Source organism: Pullulanibacillus sp. KACC 23026 (assembly GCF_029094525.1).
In the GTDB taxonomy this organism is placed as follows: domain Bacteria; phylum Bacillota; class Bacilli; order Bacillales; family Sporolactobacillaceae; genus KACC-23026.
This window is the reverse complement of the sequence record NZ_CP119107.1, coordinates 3044476-3060577: the sequence shown is the minus strand read 5'-3', so window position 1 is coordinate 3060577 and position 16102 is coordinate 3044476. Positions and strand designations below refer to the sequence as shown.

At 40.6% G+C, this 16102-nt stretch carries 12 protein-coding genes; 8 read left to right on the top strand and 4 right to left on the bottom strand.

Annotated elements, in window-relative coordinates:
- Positions 1–356 precede the first annotated feature (356 nt).
- The 6 genes from PU629_RS14080 to wrbA all read left to right on the top strand — a co-directional run bounded on the left by PU629_RS14080 (position 357) and on the right by wrbA (position 6181).
- Positions 357–2138 (top strand): LysM peptidoglycan-binding domain-containing protein, encoded by a 1782-nt coding sequence (locus PU629_RS14080; protein ID WP_275280698.1) that lies wholly within the window; start codon positions 357–359, stop codon positions 2136–2138.
- Positions 2139–2308: 170 nt separating this feature from the next.
- Positions 2309–2767, top strand: a complete 459-nt coding sequence (locus PU629_RS14075; protein ID WP_275280697.1) for a hypothetical protein — start codon at positions 2309–2311, stop codon at positions 2765–2767.
- Positions 2768–2866: 99 nt separating this feature from the next.
- Positions 2867–3211 carry an ion channel gene (locus tag PU629_RS14070; protein ID WP_275280696.1) on the top strand — a complete coding sequence of 115 codons (345 nt, stop codon included), beginning with the start codon at positions 2867–2869 and terminating at the stop codon, positions 3209–3211.
- 720 nt (positions 3212–3931) lie between these two features.
- Entirely contained in the window at positions 3932–4315 is a 384-nt protein-coding gene (locus tag PU629_RS14065) for a MarR family winged helix-turn-helix transcriptional regulator (protein WP_481900517.1), read from the top strand.
- A gap of 230 nt (positions 4316–4545) precedes the next feature.
- Complete coding sequence (locus PU629_RS14060) at positions 4546–5481, top strand: ring-cleaving dioxygenase (protein ID WP_275280694.1); 936 nt, start codon at positions 4546–4548, stop codon at positions 5479–5481.
- Between the two features lie 88 nt (positions 5482–5569).
- The gene (gene wrbA / locus PU629_RS14055) at positions 5570–6181 is read left to right on the top strand and encodes an NAD(P)H:quinone oxidoreductase (RefSeq protein ID WP_275280693.1); all 612 of its coding nucleotides are present in this window, start codon (positions 5570–5572) and stop codon (positions 6179–6181) included.
- Positions 6182–6333: 152 nt separating this feature from the next.
- Here the strand turns inward: wrbA and ftsZ are convergent, their stop codons facing one another.
- A complete protein-coding gene (ftsZ, locus tag PU629_RS14050; protein WP_275280692.1) occupies positions 6334–7503 on the bottom strand; it encodes a cell division protein FtsZ in 1170 nt (389 codons plus the stop codon).
- A 297-nt stretch (positions 7504–7800) separates the two neighbouring features.
- Here ftsZ and PU629_RS14045 point away from each other — a divergent pair, with 297 nt between their 5' ends.
- A complete protein-coding gene (locus PU629_RS14045; protein ID WP_275280691.1) occupies positions 7801–8394 on the top strand; it encodes a restriction endonuclease in 594 nt (197 codons plus the stop codon).
- Positions 8395–8526: 132 nt separating this feature from the next.
- On the opposite strand, the gene PU629_RS14040 is transcribed toward PU629_RS14045, so the two are convergent.
- From PU629_RS14040 to PU629_RS14030, 3 genes are all read right to left on the bottom strand, one after another.
- A complete protein-coding gene (locus PU629_RS14040; protein ID WP_275280690.1) occupies positions 8527–8766 on the bottom strand; it encodes an SPOR domain-containing protein in 240 nt (79 codons plus the stop codon).
- A 918-nt stretch (positions 8767–9684) separates the two neighbouring features.
- Entirely contained in the window at positions 9685–12072 is a 2388-nt protein-coding gene (locus PU629_RS14035; RefSeq protein ID WP_275280689.1) for a TOTE conflict system archaeo-eukaryotic primase domain-containing protein, read from the bottom strand.
- Positions 12073–12485: 413 nt separating this feature from the next.
- Positions 12486–13094 (bottom strand): class I SAM-dependent methyltransferase, encoded by a 609-nt coding sequence (locus PU629_RS14030; RefSeq protein ID WP_275280688.1) that lies wholly within the window; start codon positions 13092–13094, stop codon positions 12486–12488.
- Between the two features lie 312 nt (positions 13095–13406).
- On the opposite strand from PU629_RS14030, the gene PU629_RS14025 reads away from it, so the two are divergent.
- Positions 13407–15371, top strand: a complete 1965-nt coding sequence (locus PU629_RS14025; protein ID WP_275280687.1) for a fructose-1,6-bisphosphatase — start codon at positions 13407–13409, stop codon at positions 15369–15371.
- Positions 15372–16102 lie beyond the last annotated feature (731 nt).

The following is a 16102-nucleotide window of genomic DNA, read 5'->3' as shown; positions in this document are numbered from 1 at the left end:
CAATAGGCATAATGATACGTTAAGCCGCGGAATTACGAGGTATATCTGAAGAAAAGGTAACGAGGATACGCTAGCTATGACTCAAAAACGAAAGGTTATAGCGAAACCACGTTACCTCTATTCTTGTTTTAAAATCAGTAATAGAGAATCGTCGTTACACGAAAAAAACAATAGGTGTAAGAAGGATTCGTTATGCCCCGAAATCATGCCATCCACAAGCCTGCGTTTTTATTCCTCATTAGTCTGCCGGTTTATTAGCCGCTAAATAAAATTACCAGTATCTCCCCACTAGTATACTAGCATGATCGCCTTTATAATTCTAAATGTGCGATAGAAACCCAACTTACAAGAAAGTGGTGGTTAGGATAAATAAGAGACTATTAAACTGTTTAACTGGTACAGTTTTATCTGCTTCAATTATTGCGACGTCACTTACTAGTCTGTCACATCATGCTGAAGCTGCAACAACCACCAACTCTGCCAAGTTTAATATGTCTTATCTTTTTTTCGGGAATTATTCGACCGAAGTCGCTGAGACAAACGGGGCACTTAATGCAGTGTCGCCCGATTACTTTGAAATCAATAGTGATGGCACATTAAAGGTGACATCTAAATATAGCAAGGCCTTTGTTGATGAAATGCATCAAGAAGGAATGAAAGTAACGCCTTATTTAAGTAATAACTGGGATCAAAAAATTGGACGAGCAGGCTTACAGAATCGAGAGGTGCTCGCTCAAGAGGTTGCTGATGAAGTAAAGGCGTTAAATCTAGACGGTGTGGATATTGATATCGAAGGTTTGACCGAAGCCGATCGAGCCAATTATACCGATTTTGTTAAACGTCTTAACAGCCTGATTCCAGATAAAGATATATCCGTTGCCGTGGCGGCCAATCCAAGTAATTGGTCGACGGGCTGGCAAGGCTCCTATGATTACAAGGCCTTAGCAGAAAACAGTGATTACCTTATGCTGATGGCGTATGATGAAAGTTGGTCAGGTGAAACGACTCCTGGGCCAGTAGCAGGATTACCATGGGTAGAAAAATCCATACAGTATGCGCTCAATCAAGGTGTTTCTCCTGATCATTTAGTTCTCGGAATGCCTTTTTACGGTCGACTTTGGAAAACAGACGGCACGACATCAAATGGTACAAATGTTTATGGCGTAGCCGTTTCTCAAAAAAATATCGACGCCATTGTTCAAAAGTACAACGGAACCGTTGCTTATGATGCAACACAGGGCAGCGAGAAAGCAACTTTTACGATTAAATCCACCGATCCAACAATAGTTGTCGGCGGCATTACGCTAACAGCGGGGAATTATACGCTATGGTATGACGATCAGAAGAGCATTGATGAAAAAATTAATTTAGTGAATAAATATAATCTTAAAGGAACAGGTAGTTGGGCATTAGGACATGAAGATCCATCCATTTGGGATAATTTCCAAAACCTCTTAAATGGAGCGACCTCTTCAAGTCAAGCAGAATCAACTGGACTTAATCCAATCACTTATAATGTTGTTTCAGGCGATACGCTTACCAAAATTGCTTTAAAGTATAATACAACGGTTCAAGCAATTAAGGATGCAAACAACTTAACATCAGACACGATTAGGATAGGTCAGATTCTCAATATCCCATCTAGTTCAGAGGTAACAGCAGCACCGACTACAACTGCACCGGTTCAGTCAACGCCAACTACAGTCGCACCAACACCTGCTCCTGCAGCAAAGGCTCCTGCACCAAAGCCAGTCACTAAAACGGTCACTGTCACTAAAACGGTCACTTACAAAGTGGTGAAAGGCGATTCTCTTTCAAAAATCGCGAAGAAGTATCATACGACTGTAACTAAGATTAAAAACGATAACAAGCTTCACTCAAACACCATCAAAGTAGGTCAGAAGTTAAAAATCAAGACGACTACAACTCAAAAAGTAACAGTGGGTGCAAGCTCTAGTTCTATAACAGTTCAAGCAGCCGCTAAACCAGCAGCTAAGAAAGTGACATATAAAGTGGTCAAGGGAGATTGTCTCTCCAAGATCGCGAAGAAATATAAAACGACCGTTGCAGCTATAGAAAAAGCCAGTGGACTTAAATCAACGACAATTCATGTCGGCCAAGTTTTAACGATAAAATAAGAATAAAAATAGGGGATACTAATCGCTTTAAGATTAGTATCCCTTTTTGATTGATGGATTATCCCGAATGACTTCTTGGCAGCCCATTTCATTTAACGTTGAATTCAAGTGATGGACATAGGGGAAAAATAAGTTCAAATTACCATTCTAAAAGGTGCCGACTAATTAAAATGATTCTTTTCATTGTGTCCTTAATCGTTTTTAATTCCATTGTTATAGTTATGAAAAAACAGTTGACCAAAAATCAAATCTTTCATGTTTGGAAATTTAGCATGATTCTAGAAATGGTGTTTGATTTATTTATTGACGAGAAATTAAATGGGTACAGCTATTTTGACAAGGGGATTGATGGAATTAATATCATCGTCTATGCACTGCTTATCCCACCGGTCAATATTATGATTTTGAACGGGTATCTCTTTTATTCCCGAATTCCAAAAAAACTCATTTATCTACTGGGTTGGCTGATTTTTGTAATAGGATACGAGTATCTTGCCTTACTGCCTGAACCGTGGGGATTTTTCCATTATGGTTGGTGGAAAATTTACTATTCCATGATACTTGACCCGATTCTTTTAATGATTTTGTTAGGGTACTTTAAGTGGGTCACCTATATTGAAAAACGTTAAGCTTGAGATAAATAGGCCGAGGCTTCCTCACGCAAATCCTAGAAGTAAAGGCTCAATGACTCGCATAAGTTTTAATAAAGAAGACTTATGGAGGAACTTATGTCTAGGGGATTTTTCAAGCAAAAAAAAGTTAAAAAGCTAACGGCATTGTTTTTGTTTTATATGAACGTCATTATCTTTTTTGCGATCATTTATTGGTTACTCGATTGGACAAAACTAGGGACAATTGTCGATCATTTTTCTACCTCATCTCATCAGGAAACGTTACTTGACAGTCTATTAAGAGCATTTTACATGAGCTCACTAACGCTCTTATCAGTCGGTTATGGCGATTTGACCCCATTCGGTCTTTCAAGAGGAGTCGCCGTGATTGAAGCCATGGTCGGCTATATACTCCCGGCAGCCTTAGTGATCCAATCTTTCTCGAATCCTGAAGCGGACTAGCTGTGGCAGGGGAGTTTGGACCGACTTTCTTGGAAAAATAGTCCACCTTTTAGGATTTCTCCAGAACAGAGGGCGGTGAGGGTCGACCTTCTCGGATATTTGAGGTACCTTCTCAGATTTTTAACAAACCTTTTAGGATAAATGGTCGACCTTCTTGGAAAAATAGTCCACCTTCTAGGATTTCTCCAGAACAGAAGGCGGTGCAGGATGAGCTTCTCGGATTTTTGAATCACCTTCTCAGATTTTTAACAAACCTTTTAGGATAAATGGCCGACTTTCTCGGAAAAATAGTCCATCTTTTAGGATTTCTCCAGAACAGGGGACGGTGCAGGATGAGCTTCTCGGATATTTGAGGTACCTTCTCAGATTTTTAACAAACCTTTTAGGATAAATGGTCGACCTTCTTGGAAAAATAGTCCACCTTTTAGGATTTCTCCAGAACAGGGGACGGTGCAGGATGAGCTTCTCGGATTTTTGAATCACCTTCTTAGGTTTTTCACAAACCTTTTAGGATAAATGGTCGACCTTCTTGGAAAAATGGTCCACCTTTTAGGATTTCTCCAGAACAGAGGATGGTAGCGGGTAGCCAGGTGTTGACATTTTTAAAGATTCATCATATAATTATCTCGAATTCGAGATAAATAGAAAGGGTGAATGTCTTTGGAACATCGTGAAGATTCGGAGTTATCCTTAAAGTTATTTATTGTTTTGACGCGAGCGATGGAGTCGATTACTAAGCGTGTGGAAGAAGACATCAAAAGCTATGGGCTTAACACGACTGAGTTTGCTGTGTTAGAGCTTTTGTATAATAAAGGTGATCAGCCGATTCAAAAAATAGGTGAAAAGGTGTTGCTAGCGAGCAGCAGTATCACTTATGTGGTGGATAAATTAGAGAAGAAAAAACTCATTAGACGCAAGCCCTGTCCGGATGACCGCCGCGTGACATTTGCCGTTATCACGGAAGAGGGGCAAGAACTAATGAGTACGATTTTTCCAAAACATAAAGAAGCGATTCAAGCGATCTTTGGCGGATTAAATGCCGAGGAGAAAGTACAGATAATTGACCAATTAAAAAGGTTAGGTAAGTATGCGCAACAAATCTAATCTTTTTTACCTAAATATCTCGAATTCGTAATATATTAATTGATTATATCTGAAAATGAGATTATAATGGGCTTAGGCTTATTAGGTATCACGCTTGAAGTTACCGAGTGTGAGCAGGGCCAACAGTTAGTGTTATAACAGTGATGTATTCGTTTCAAAAATATCTCGAATTAAGAATTCTTTATTTAAATATTTATGTGAGTTTAAATGGAAAAGGAGTGAATAGAGGCATGAAGCAAACAATGGGGATTCACCACATTACAGCGATCGTGGGCCATCCGCAAGAAAATGTTGATTTTTATGCAGGTGTTCTGGGGCTTCGTTTAGTGAAGAAAACGGTCAATTTTGATGATCCTGGTACTTATCATTTTTATTTTGGTAATGAAGGTGGAAATCCAGGCACCATTATTACTTTCTTTCCATGGGCAAATTCGGCAAAAGGGACGATTGGAGACGGCCAGGTCGGCGTCACATCTTATGTCGTTCCAACAGGGGCTCTAACTTTTTGGGAGAAACGATTTGAAAAATTTCAGATCCCTTTTACAAAGACGGAGCGCTTCGGTGAGACCTATTTAGCTTTCGACGATCCACATGGGCTTCACTTGGAAATAGTGGAAAGAGAAGAAGGGGAACTCAACACCTGGGAATTTGGCGGTGTGACAAAAGAAGTTGCCATTAAAGGGTTTGGCGGGGCCACTCTTTATTCGGCTCGACCTGAATTAACAGCCGGTTTACTCGGAACTTTAATGGGTCTCGACTTAGTGGGAAAAGAAGGAAACTTTGTTCGTTATCGTTCTATAGGAGATATCGGCAATGTGATTGATATCAAGTTAACACCTGCGGGCAGCGGACAAATGGGAGTTGGAACCGTCCATCACATCGCATGGCGCGCCACTGACGACCAAGATCAACTCGATTGGAAGAGCTACCTTGAACAATATGGTTATGGGGTCACACCTGTTCGGGACCGTCAATATTTTAACGCCATTTATTTCAGAGAGTATGGGGAGATCCTATTTGAAATTGCGACGGATCCTCCTGGCTTTGCCTATGATGAATCCCATGAAACAATGGGAGAAAAATTAATGCTGCCTGAGCAGTACGAACAGCACAGAAGTCAGCTGAATCAAACGTTAATTCCAATCGAAGTAAAAGAACTGGATTAATTTTATTAGAAAAATAGGGTGGGAGGAAAAAACTATGGGTATTTTATCCAGGTTATTTGGGAAATCAATAAAAAAGGAGACTGAAAGGATGTCAAATGTTAAAGTAGCTGTCGTCTATTACAGCATGGGAGGAACAAATTATCAGCTTGCAAAATGGGCTGAAGAAGGTGCCAAAGAAGCGGGCGCAGAGGTAAAAGTATTAAAAGTTCAGGAATTAGCTCCTCAATCGGTTATTGATAGCAACGAAGGCTGGAAAGCTCACGTTGAAGCAACTAAGCATGTTCCGGAAGCCACTTCAGCAGACCTTGAATGGGCCGATGCTATTATCTTCAGTGTGCCAACTCGCTTTGGTGGCGTGCCATCTCAAGTGAAGCAATTCCTTGATATTCAAGGCGGACTTTGGGCAACTGGTAAAACCGTTAACAAGGTTGTAAGTGCCATGACTTCCGCTCAAAATCCTCATGGCGGACAAGAAGCTACCTTGCTTTCATTGTATACGTCCATGATGCACTGGGGTGCGATCATTGCAACACCTGGGTATACCGATCCTGTTCTATTTGCAGCAGGCGGAAACCCATACGGAACAAGCGTTACTGTAGGCCAAGACGGTAAAATGATTGAAGACGTTCAAGCGGCTGTCAAACACCAAGCGAAACGCACTGTTCAAGTTGCTGAATGGGTGAAAAAAGGAAATCAATAAGACTCGTATTAAAATGGAGGCTGGCCGATTCGTTCGGTTAGCCTCTTTTTTTGGGGGGGAACAGACCTCTGCTGAAAAATGACTGCTTAAAGAGGTCTGTCTCCACCGTTTGTAGAAAAAGCCTTGGGCTGCCCGCCATTTTTAAATATATTTCAATCCTTATTGTATCGAGTTCGCCTTATTCGTCTGTTATAGTAAGAGTTTTCACCATCAAATCGATCACCTGAATTTTCCGGCTCCCGGTCAGCGATATAGTTGAGTTCTCTTTGATAAATATCGTTTGGCTTAATCGTATAGTTGTCGTCTTGAGGATAAATCGGTTTTGTTTTGCCGCGCGGCTGTTCGATTTCTTTTGCCGCTCGCGTTTCTTGTCCGGTAAAGCCTGTCGCAATGACGGTTACAATAATTTCATCTTTTAAATGCTCATTAATGACAGCGCCGAAGATCATGTTCAACTCTTCGTGAGAGTGTTCGGAGACGAGGGCAGCTGCTTCTTGGACTTCAAAAAGGCTGAGATTGCTTCCGCCTGTGATGTTCATAATGATTCCTTGTGCCCCATTAATAGACGTTTCGAGCAGGGGACTATTAATCGCCATTTGAGCGGCTTGAGCGGCTCGATTCTCTCCTGTCGCGATCCCAATCCCCATAATAGCAGTTCCTTTATGAGACATGACGGTTTTTACATCGGAGAAATCGAGATTGATGAGCCCCGGAACAGAGATCAAGTCAGAGATGCCTTGAACACCAAGGCGGAGAACGCTGTCCGCTTCACGGAACGCATCGAGAATGTTTGTCTTTTTATCAATCACTTCGAGCAATCGGTCGTTAGGAATTATAATTAAGGTATCCACCGATTCCTTCATGCGATCGATCCCTTTTGAAGCGTTGGCTGCACGCCTCGAGCCTTCAAATTTGAAAGGGCGCGTGACGACTCCAATCGTCAGAGCTCCAAGCCTGCGAGAGATCTCAGCAATGGCGGGCGCAGCACCGGTTCCTGTACCACCACCCATTCCCGCTGTAATAAAAACCATATCCGCACCTTGGATTACGTCTTGAATCTCTTGGGCACTTTCTTCAACGGCTTTTCGCCCAATTTCGGGGTTGGCACCTGCTCCGAGTCCCCTCGTCAGCTTTTGCCCGATCTGAATCCGAATCTCCGCCTTTGATTGATGGAGGGCTTGTCCATCCGTGTTCACCGCGATAAATTCAACCCCCTCAATCCCGTCCTCAATCATCCGATTCACCGCATTATTGCCACCGCCGCCAACCCCAATGACTTTAATCCTAGCAAATTGATCTATATTAATATCATTATCAAACAAAAATAAAACCTCCCTTAAATCTCTTTTTATCTCACGTCTCGAACTATGTATCTATAATTATAAAAAGCTCTATATACTATTCGTCAAGACTTGTCCCTATCAATGGGTTTGAAAGATGATTGTAACGTAGATGAAAAATTGTAATGAAGCAAGGCTTGTATCATCAAGAATATTAAAATTAGTTGTTTTTTTAGTTGATAGATTTCTGTAATGATATAAAAACTTAAATTTATAGTTTGCCTGAATTAATTTATAGATTTTTGGTCATTATTCTAATTAAAAGGAGATGACTTTCAAATGGGAATTGTTTTGACCGTAATCATTCTTGGCGGATTATTTGGCTTTTATTATCGTCGTTTAAGAATTGATAATGAGAATCTAAAAAGTGTCACGACTAGTTTAATTGAAACCGAAGAAGAAATGAAGCTCTCCCTTTTGCTGGGAGTGTATCACCGATATAAAAAAGAAGTGAATTCAGAGAAAGAGGAAAATCCTTTGATGTTCGAGCGTTTCGTTGCGAGAGTTTTAGAGAATTATTACTCTGGAGAAACCTATGTCACCCGAAGCTCAGGGGATTATGGAGTGGATATAGAACATGAAAGGCAGGATGGGCTCCACTTAGGACAAGTTAAATGTTACGCGCCGAATCAGGCAGTGAATTATGAACCGATTGCGATTATTCATTCGCAAATGGTTAAGCAAAATGCAGGGGGTGGGTTTGTTGTGACGACAAGCCGTTTTACTGAGAATGCGGTTAGCTATGCAAAAGAGCTTCAGATTGAATTAATTGATGGGATGAAACTGATAGAAATGTGGACAGAGGGTACTAAAACTCGGTATCGTCCATTTTTACAGGATGTCCAGGATATTAAGGCTAACTCAAATGCTTAGATGCTTCTCAAGAGAACCGAGTTATTGCCTCAAAAAAATGAGGCAACCTTCAATCACTTAGTTTGCGATTTTAGAGTTATCCTCATTTGTTGATCAAATAGCCGAATGAAGTTGGGTAAGAAAGAGGCTGAGTTACTGAGCGTTTCGTGTAATAAAAGCATGTCTAATTCCTAGTTTTTTGATGGCGTCCAGCTGAGTCAATGCCTCTTTTCTTTGAGTAAATGGCCCTGCTTGTACACTATAATAGGTCTGGTTATCTAGATGTAAAGTCGCGATGCGGGAATGGATATGACGGCTTTTGAGTAGCTCGAAACGCTTTTTGGCACTAGCCTTATTAGGGGTCGTTTCAATCATGACGGTATAGGCATTCATAGAAGATCCTCCTTAAAAAGGTTTGTACCTATTTTATTCATATTTCGAGTAAATGCTTGGTTAAACAACATGGCAAATTCGGAAATAAAGAAAGAACCTAAAAGAAGAGGAGACTAAGCATTCTTAGAAAAAGACTCTTTTCTAAAAGAGTGTTGCTATTTGATAAAAATAGGTGGAAATAGGCAAGACTCCTGCGGGAATAGCAAGCCAGGTGAGACCCCGCAGGCGTATTTTGCCGAGGAGGCTCACGGATTGTCCGCGGAAAGTGAGCTTATTGGAGCCTAAAAAACAATAAAGTTTACGAAAACAGCCTAGAGGACAGCCCAATGGTGTGGAAGGCGCCCTTGCCCACGAAATTTGGCGGTGCTGGAATGAAAATGGTGGGCAAACATGGCGTGTGCAGGGCCAAAAGCGTGTGATGGCGGCTCCAATACACCAAAATGTGGCGGGAGCGGGGCCAAAAGTGTGCGATGGAGCCCCCAATACACCAAAACAGAGCATGTGCAGGGCCAAAAGTGTGCGATGGGGGTAGCGTCCAATACACCAAAATGTGGCGGGAGCGGGGCCAAAAGTGTGCGATGGAGCCCCCAATACACCAAAACAGAGCGTGTGCAGAGCCCAAAGTGTGCGTTGAAGCCTCCAATACACCAAAATGTGGCGGGAGCGGGGCCAAAAGTGTGCGATGGGGGCTCCAATACACCAAAATGTGGCGGGAGCGGGGCCAAAAGTGTGCGATGGAGCCCCCAATACACCAAAACAGAGCGTGTGCAGAGCCAAAAGTGAGCGTTGAAGCCTCCAATACACCAAAACGCGGTGGGTGTGGCAACAAAAATGGTGAGCAAGCTGGCCTTTCCCACGAAAATGGGCGTCGCGGTAGCCAAAATGGTGGGTAGGCTATCTTAGGTAGTTTTTACTCGTCTAAAACAATTCCATTTGAATATGGTTTTTTGTGGTGTTGGTATTGTCATTAGCCATTTGATAACCTAATGATTGATAACCTTTTAATCTTTTTTCAAACATTTTTTGAAGCATAGGTTCTTTGTGATCGACGTAGTCATAAACCTTTACTTTGGATTTGTTTTCGTGAAGTCGATGTAATCTTCCTACATATTGCTCCAAAGTGCCTTTCCAAGATAACGGCATGGTCAAAAATAAGGAATCCAATCGAGCGTGGTCAAAGCCTTCTCCGATATATTTGCCGGTTGCGATAATGAGATGTTCTTCATGATCTAAAGAGGCTAATTGCCTTAATCGTTCTTTTTCCTCAGACTTCTTCATTCCACCTTTTAAGACAATAATGTTTTTGGCAAATCCTTTAAATCGCTTTACAAGATCCTCTATATGTTCGATTCTTTCCGTTAAGATCAAAGGAGTAGAACCATTATCCAACTCCTTAAGAACATCATCAAAAATTAAATCATTACGATTCTTATTTTTAATTAACTCATTGTACAACTCTTGTATGCTCGATTCTTTATTTTTACTTTTAAATTGTGTATACCTTGGAATTAAGATGTGCTCAAAAGGTCTAATTTTTGCTTGTTTTTTGGCTTTAACTCTATATCTTATTGAACCTAGTTGCATCTGCATTATGGGATGAAGTCCATCTTTTCGTGTAGGAGTTGCGGTTAACCCAACTACAAACTGAGCTTCGACCTTTTTTAATACTTTTTCAAAACTATAGGCCGAAATATGGTGGCATTCATCAACAATGACCTGACCATAATTTTTCACAAAATCTTTAACTTCATCATGGCGATTGAGACTTTGAATGGTCGCAACATCTATGATCCCAGTTGGTTTTTGCTTACCTCCGCCAATTTGGCCAATTTGCTTTTCATCAATACTTAAAAACTGTGTTAAGCTCTTTTTCCATTGATCAATTAGGGGTTTGCGGTGTACAAGAACTAGCGTATTGGTCTGTCTTTGAGCAATAAGTGCCGATGCAATGACGGTTTTACCAAATCCCGTTGTAGCAGACAAGATACCAATGGGATTTGCAAGCAGAGATTTCAGCGCTTCATCTTGCTGTGGATGAAGATTGCCCTCAAAATTCAGAGTTAAAGGCTGCCCCTTAAATAATTGATCTTCAATCTCCAATTGAATAGCTTGTTTTTTTAACAAGTTCTTAATATCTTCTAAACAACCGCGCGGTAAGATAAGATTGTCATTTTCTTCCTCTGAACAATCAATTTTTCTCGGAATAGTGTTAGTTGAAAATCGTTGGGCTTTCGCTTTAAAGTAATTTGGATTATTGAATATAGCTAATTCCTTAATTTGCTGTAACAAAGGAAGTGGCAATTGATCTTTTTTGATTAAAATCCCGTTTTTGTGAATGAGTTTTAAAGTAGTAATCGATTCAACTGGTTCATGATTGTTTAGTTTATCTTGGGTTTCCGTTTCCTTTATCCAGGATATAATCGGTTCTTGAAAGGTTTTTTGACTCACAATTTTTTCAAGATCGCTTTTTGACATTCTTTTGATGGTAGATAGATAACGCCACTGATCAGGGAACGGAGTGAAGTGCTCATCAACAAACACACTATTATTTTGGTTTTTCGAAGACCCTTGTAAGGGAAGGGCTATTAAGTTTCCGAACTTCCCTTTAGTTAAAAGATCTTGGTTCGGAAACAGACGATCATATGATGCCAGTTGAAGTTTAGTTTCATATCGAGTTTTTGTTATTAGATAGTGCCCAAATTTTCTTGCTAGAGATGCAGATACCGCTTGATTAAAGAAAATCCACACATGACCGCCGTTGCCAGAACGGGAGCGCTCTAGATAAGCATGAACACCCAATCTTTTACAAGTATTAATAAAAGCTATAGATTCTATTTGCCAATCCTTTTTATCAAAATCGATTGCTAAGAACCAACACGTTTCATCCTTTAATAAAGGATAGAGTCCGATAGTTTTTTTTCCGCTTAAATGTTCAAAAATGACATGATCAGTCAAAGGGAGAAGACGGCGATTTTCACATTCTGAACATTTGATTGCTGGTTTATTGCAAAGGTTAGCTTGCCATTCATTTTGACATGCTGGTGCATAACCAGACTTTCCGTTTTTGGCTTCCCAGCGAACTGCGTAGGTATCCGATCGACCATGAAAAAGTGATTTAAATAGATATATGGCGTCTTTAATTTTTTCATCTCTAAGTTTTGAAGTCTCACTAACAGTTGAGGCAGGGATAGAATTCGTTATAGAAATATTATTAGTTCCTAAGAGTTCTCTTAATTTTTGATTTTCATCCCTAAGACGTTCACACTCTAAAATAAGATGACGTAATCGTTTTTCACTTATTTGCATAGGTGACTCCTTAGAAAGTAGTTTACAAGTATTATGTCATTATTAAAAAAGTCGTATACAAATAAAGTACATGATATGAGACAATTTGGCGACAGTTTTAAAGAATTTGGAGTTGATTAGTAGGAATTCCATATTATAACAGCGTCTACGCCCAACTAAGTATACAAAAAAATTAATAGAAAATCTTAAAGGGATATAGGGAATAACTTGTAGATATTAAGGTAAATTTCTATTAAAACATCAAGCCGTCCTTTCCCACGAAAATGGGCGTCACGGCAGCCAAAATGGTGTGCAAGCGGTCCTTTCCCCCACTAATGTCCGTAACTCATTGCCTCCGAGATTAAATGCTTGACCGGTACCGGCAGAGGCCCTTACGATTGCCCGTTTATATTGAAAAGTAGAGGGGGTTCTACTCAAGTTTGAGAATGTTTCTCTGCTTCGATTGCCAAAAAGAGCCCTGAATAAATAGAATCTACGTGTTTTACATGGAAGAGGGGGCTTGCTTCGATTAGGCCAAGTGTGTCACGGTTTAGGTGACAGCCGTCACAGAGCGGCTTCCAAATGGGAGTGAGGAGTTGTTGAGAGGCTTTTAATAGAGACTGTTTCATTTGAACGTGTTCAAAGAGGAGCAGCTTTCCTCCTGGTTTTAGGACGCGGTAAATGTCCTTAAGGGCGCTTTCTGGATGTGGAATCGTACAAAACACGAGTGTTGCGACCACTGTATCAAAAGAGTGATCCGGAAAAGGCAGTTCTTCTGCACGTGCTATCTGAATTTCAAGGGGAACAAGAGCAATTTTTGCTTTCTCTTGAGCTTTTTTGACCATTTCCGGGTTAGGGTCGGTCGCCACCACTAATGACGTGTCATGGGTATATGAAGAGAAATTAATGCCCGTTCCAGCACCAATTTCGAGCACTTTTCCAGAAGCCCGTTCGATGAGGTGTTTCCTTTTGTTCTTGAAGGAAACCTTTTTCTCCAAAGGGGACATTAGTGTATCGTAAAGACGAGGAAACCATTTACTCATAATAACCTCCAACATGCTTATCTCAAAGTGAAGCATTCTCCTCTTAGTTAAAAAGAAAGGGGAGTCTGTCAATTTAGTCGCGTTTGCCGCCTTTATGTATCTGGTTGACCCTTTAACCAATCGCACTTAGGATGCCTTGCTTTTCCCGCCAATTCAGGAATTTCACCTTTTAATAAAGAGTTAGATAAAATTTAATGGGCATAAATAGAACATCTCGTTTCTTTATGTGGAACATTTTCCTTTATCATAGTAGTATTAAGCATGAGCATCAAGAGAAAAATAAACAGAGAAATGATGAGGGAGTACATAAAGTTGGATACAAAATATTTGGATTTACTTGCACGTAAATTTGATAGTGAAGAAAAAGTAGTGACAGAGCTGATTAATCTTGAGGCGATCCTCAATTTGCCGAAAGGAACCGAGCATTTTGTCAGCGATTTGCACGGGGAGTTTAAAGCCTTCCAACACGTGTTAAGAAATGGGTCAGGAAGAGTAAAGGAAAAAATCAAAGACCTTTTTCGAGATGAATTAACGGTATCAGAGCTGAATGATTTTGCAACATTGGTCTATTATCCTGAAGAAAAATTAAAGCTGATTCGGCATCGGTTTGACAATGAACATGAATTGCATCAGTGGTACGAAGAGACCATTGACCGGATGATTAAGCTGATTTCATATGCTTCCTCTAAATACACACGGTCGAAATTGCGCAAAGCGCTGCCGGAACAATTTGTTTATATAATCGAAGAACTTCTCTATAAAACGGACGAGTCCGCCAATAAGAAACCTTATTATACGATGATTGTTGAGCAAATAATTTCACTTGGACAAGCCGATAAGCTCATTACAGGTCTTGCTTATACGACGCAGCGTCTAGTGGTGGACCATCTTCATGTGGTCGGCGATATTTATGATCGCGGACCGGAACCAGATAAAATTATGGAAACGCTCATTAATCATCACTCCGTCGATATTCAGTGGGGGAATCATGACGTCCTCTGGATCGGAGCTTTTGCCGGTTCAAAGGTTTGTCTCGCTAATATTATTCGGATATGTGCCCGATACAATAATTTGAATATCATAGAAGATGTCTACGGGATTAACCTGATCCCGCTTCTTAACTTGGCGGAAAAGTACTATGATGACAACCTTGCCTTTAGACCAAAAGGAAATACAGAAAACAAGCTGTCTGAGCATGAAATTTTACAAATCACGAAAATCCATCAAGCGATTGCCATGATCCAGTTCAAACTTGAAATTCCGATTATCAAGAGGCGCCCTTATTTTAATATGTCAGAGCGGCTATTACTTGAGAAAATTAATTATGACACAGAAGAAATCACTCTCAATGGGAAAACCTATCCTTTAGAAAACACGTGTTTTTCCACGATTAACCCAGAAAATCCGGCTGAATTATTAGAAGAAGAAAAGGACGTACTGGACAAGCTGTTGTTTTCCGTCCAACATTCGGAGAAATTGGCGAGACATATGAACTTTCTGATGAAAAAGGGTAGTCTTTATCTGAAATATAATGGCAATTTGCTAATACACGGCTGCATTCCAATAAATGAAGATGGCACTATGGAAAAAATGACGATCGGCAATCAGTCATATGCTGGTCGGGATTTATTGGATGTGTTTGAACACTATTTATGGGAAGCCTTTCTTCACCCTGAAAAAAATGATGATCTCGCAACGGATATGGCGTGGTATTTGTGGACTGGCGAATACTCATCTCTCTTTGGGAAAAGGGCTATGACGACATTTGAAAGGTATTTTATTAAGGACAAAGAAACGCATGAAGAGACGAAGAACCCTTATTATTATTTACGCGAGGAAGAGAGCGTCTGCCGGAAAATTTTAGCAGAATTTGATCTGAACCCGGATGAAGGACATATTATCAACGGTCACACACCGGTAAAGGAAATTAAAGGGGAAAATCCAATAAAAGCCAATGGTAAAATGATCGTCATCGATGGCGGCTTTTCCAAGGCGTATCAATCCACAACCGGAATTGCGGGATACACTTTATTATATAATTCCTATGGGATGCAGTTAGTCGCCCATGAAAAATTTAATTCGATGGAAGATGTTCTCTTAAAAGGATCCGACGTCTTATCAGTCAAGCGATTGGTAGATGAAGAACTCGAAAGGAAAAAAGTTCGAGAAACCAATGAAGGAGAGCACCTATTACAGCAAATCGCAGTACTAAAAAGCCTCATGGAGTACCGCTATGGAGCAAGACAAACCGTTCCAAACATTCCAAGCTTAGTGTGACTCCTTATTCACCAAGGGATGATTCGCTGTTTAATGGCAACGGACCGCGAACTTAAAAAGCACCGTTCCGGATGAGAAGTTTTGGGAAAAAGCGCCGTTGCGTGTAATATGAAAAGGGCATCCATTTAATGGGGTGCTCTTTTTCATTATTGAAACTTGGTTCGGTTAACGTTTTAAAAAATAAACGGAGGAATTCCGTTTAAATTGGGAAATACTCCTATTTCCCAAAAAATAAGGGGAGTTTTTCCGCTTAGAGGAATCAAAAGCCTTGGATTTGGTCTGATTTAGGGTCGTTAAGCGGAAATTCTCCGCTTATATAGGGTTACTGAAGGCTCCAAAATGACATTAAGCGGAAATTCTCCGCTTATATAGGGTTACTGAAGGCTCCAAAATGACATTAAGCGGAAATTCTCCGCTTATATAGGGTTACTGAAGGCTCCAAAATGACATTAAGCGGAAATTCTCCGCTTATATAGGGTTACTGAAGGCTCCAAAATGACATTAAGCGGAAATTCTCCGCTTATATAGGGTTACTGAAGGCTCCAAAATGATATTAAGCGGAATTTCTCCGCCTATGAATCCCGCCCGCGTACCTTACCTACACGATCACCAACAGAGCCAACAAGACGATCATTCATGGTGAGCCTCAAAATGGCTTCCAATTAATGAAAACAGACCATTCCGCTTAGGCGAAATGGTCTGTCAGCTTTTTTACTATCATTATGGGCTTG

Excerpts from the sequence above, each read along its gene's own strand:
- PU629_RS14045 (WP_275280691.1), top strand. The coding sequence starts at position 7,801 with ATGGGAATTGTTTTGACCGTAATCATTCTTGGCGGATTATTTGGCTTT.
- PU629_RS14075 (WP_275280697.1), top strand. The coding sequence starts at position 2,309 with ATGATTCTTTTCATTGTGTCCTTAATCGTTTTTAATTCCATTGTTATA.
- PU629_RS14035 (WP_275280689.1), bottom strand. The coding sequence starts at position 12,072 with ATGCAAATAAGTGAAAAACGATTACGTCATCTTATTTTAGAGTGTGAA.
- PU629_RS14060 (WP_275280694.1), top strand. The coding sequence starts at position 4,546 with ATGAAGCAAACAATGGGGATTCACCACATTACAGCGATCGTGGGCCAT.
- wrbA (WP_275280693.1), top strand. The coding sequence starts at position 5,570 with ATGTCAAATGTTAAAGTAGCTGTCGTCTATTACAGCATGGGAGGAACA.
- PU629_RS14065 (WP_481900517.1), top strand. The coding sequence starts at position 3,932 with ATGGAGTCGATTACTAAGCGTGTGGAAGAAGACATCAAAAGCTATGGG.
- PU629_RS14030 (WP_275280688.1), bottom strand. The coding sequence starts at position 13,094 with ATGAGTAAATGGTTTCCTCGTCTTTACGATACACTAATGTCCCCTTTG.
- PU629_RS14070 (WP_275280696.1), top strand. The coding sequence starts at position 2,867 with ATGTCTAGGGGATTTTTCAAGCAAAAAAAAGTTAAAAAGCTAACGGCA.
- PU629_RS14040 (WP_275280690.1), bottom strand. The coding sequence starts at position 8,766 with ATGAATGCCTATACCGTCATGATTGAAACGACCCCTAATAAGGCTAGT.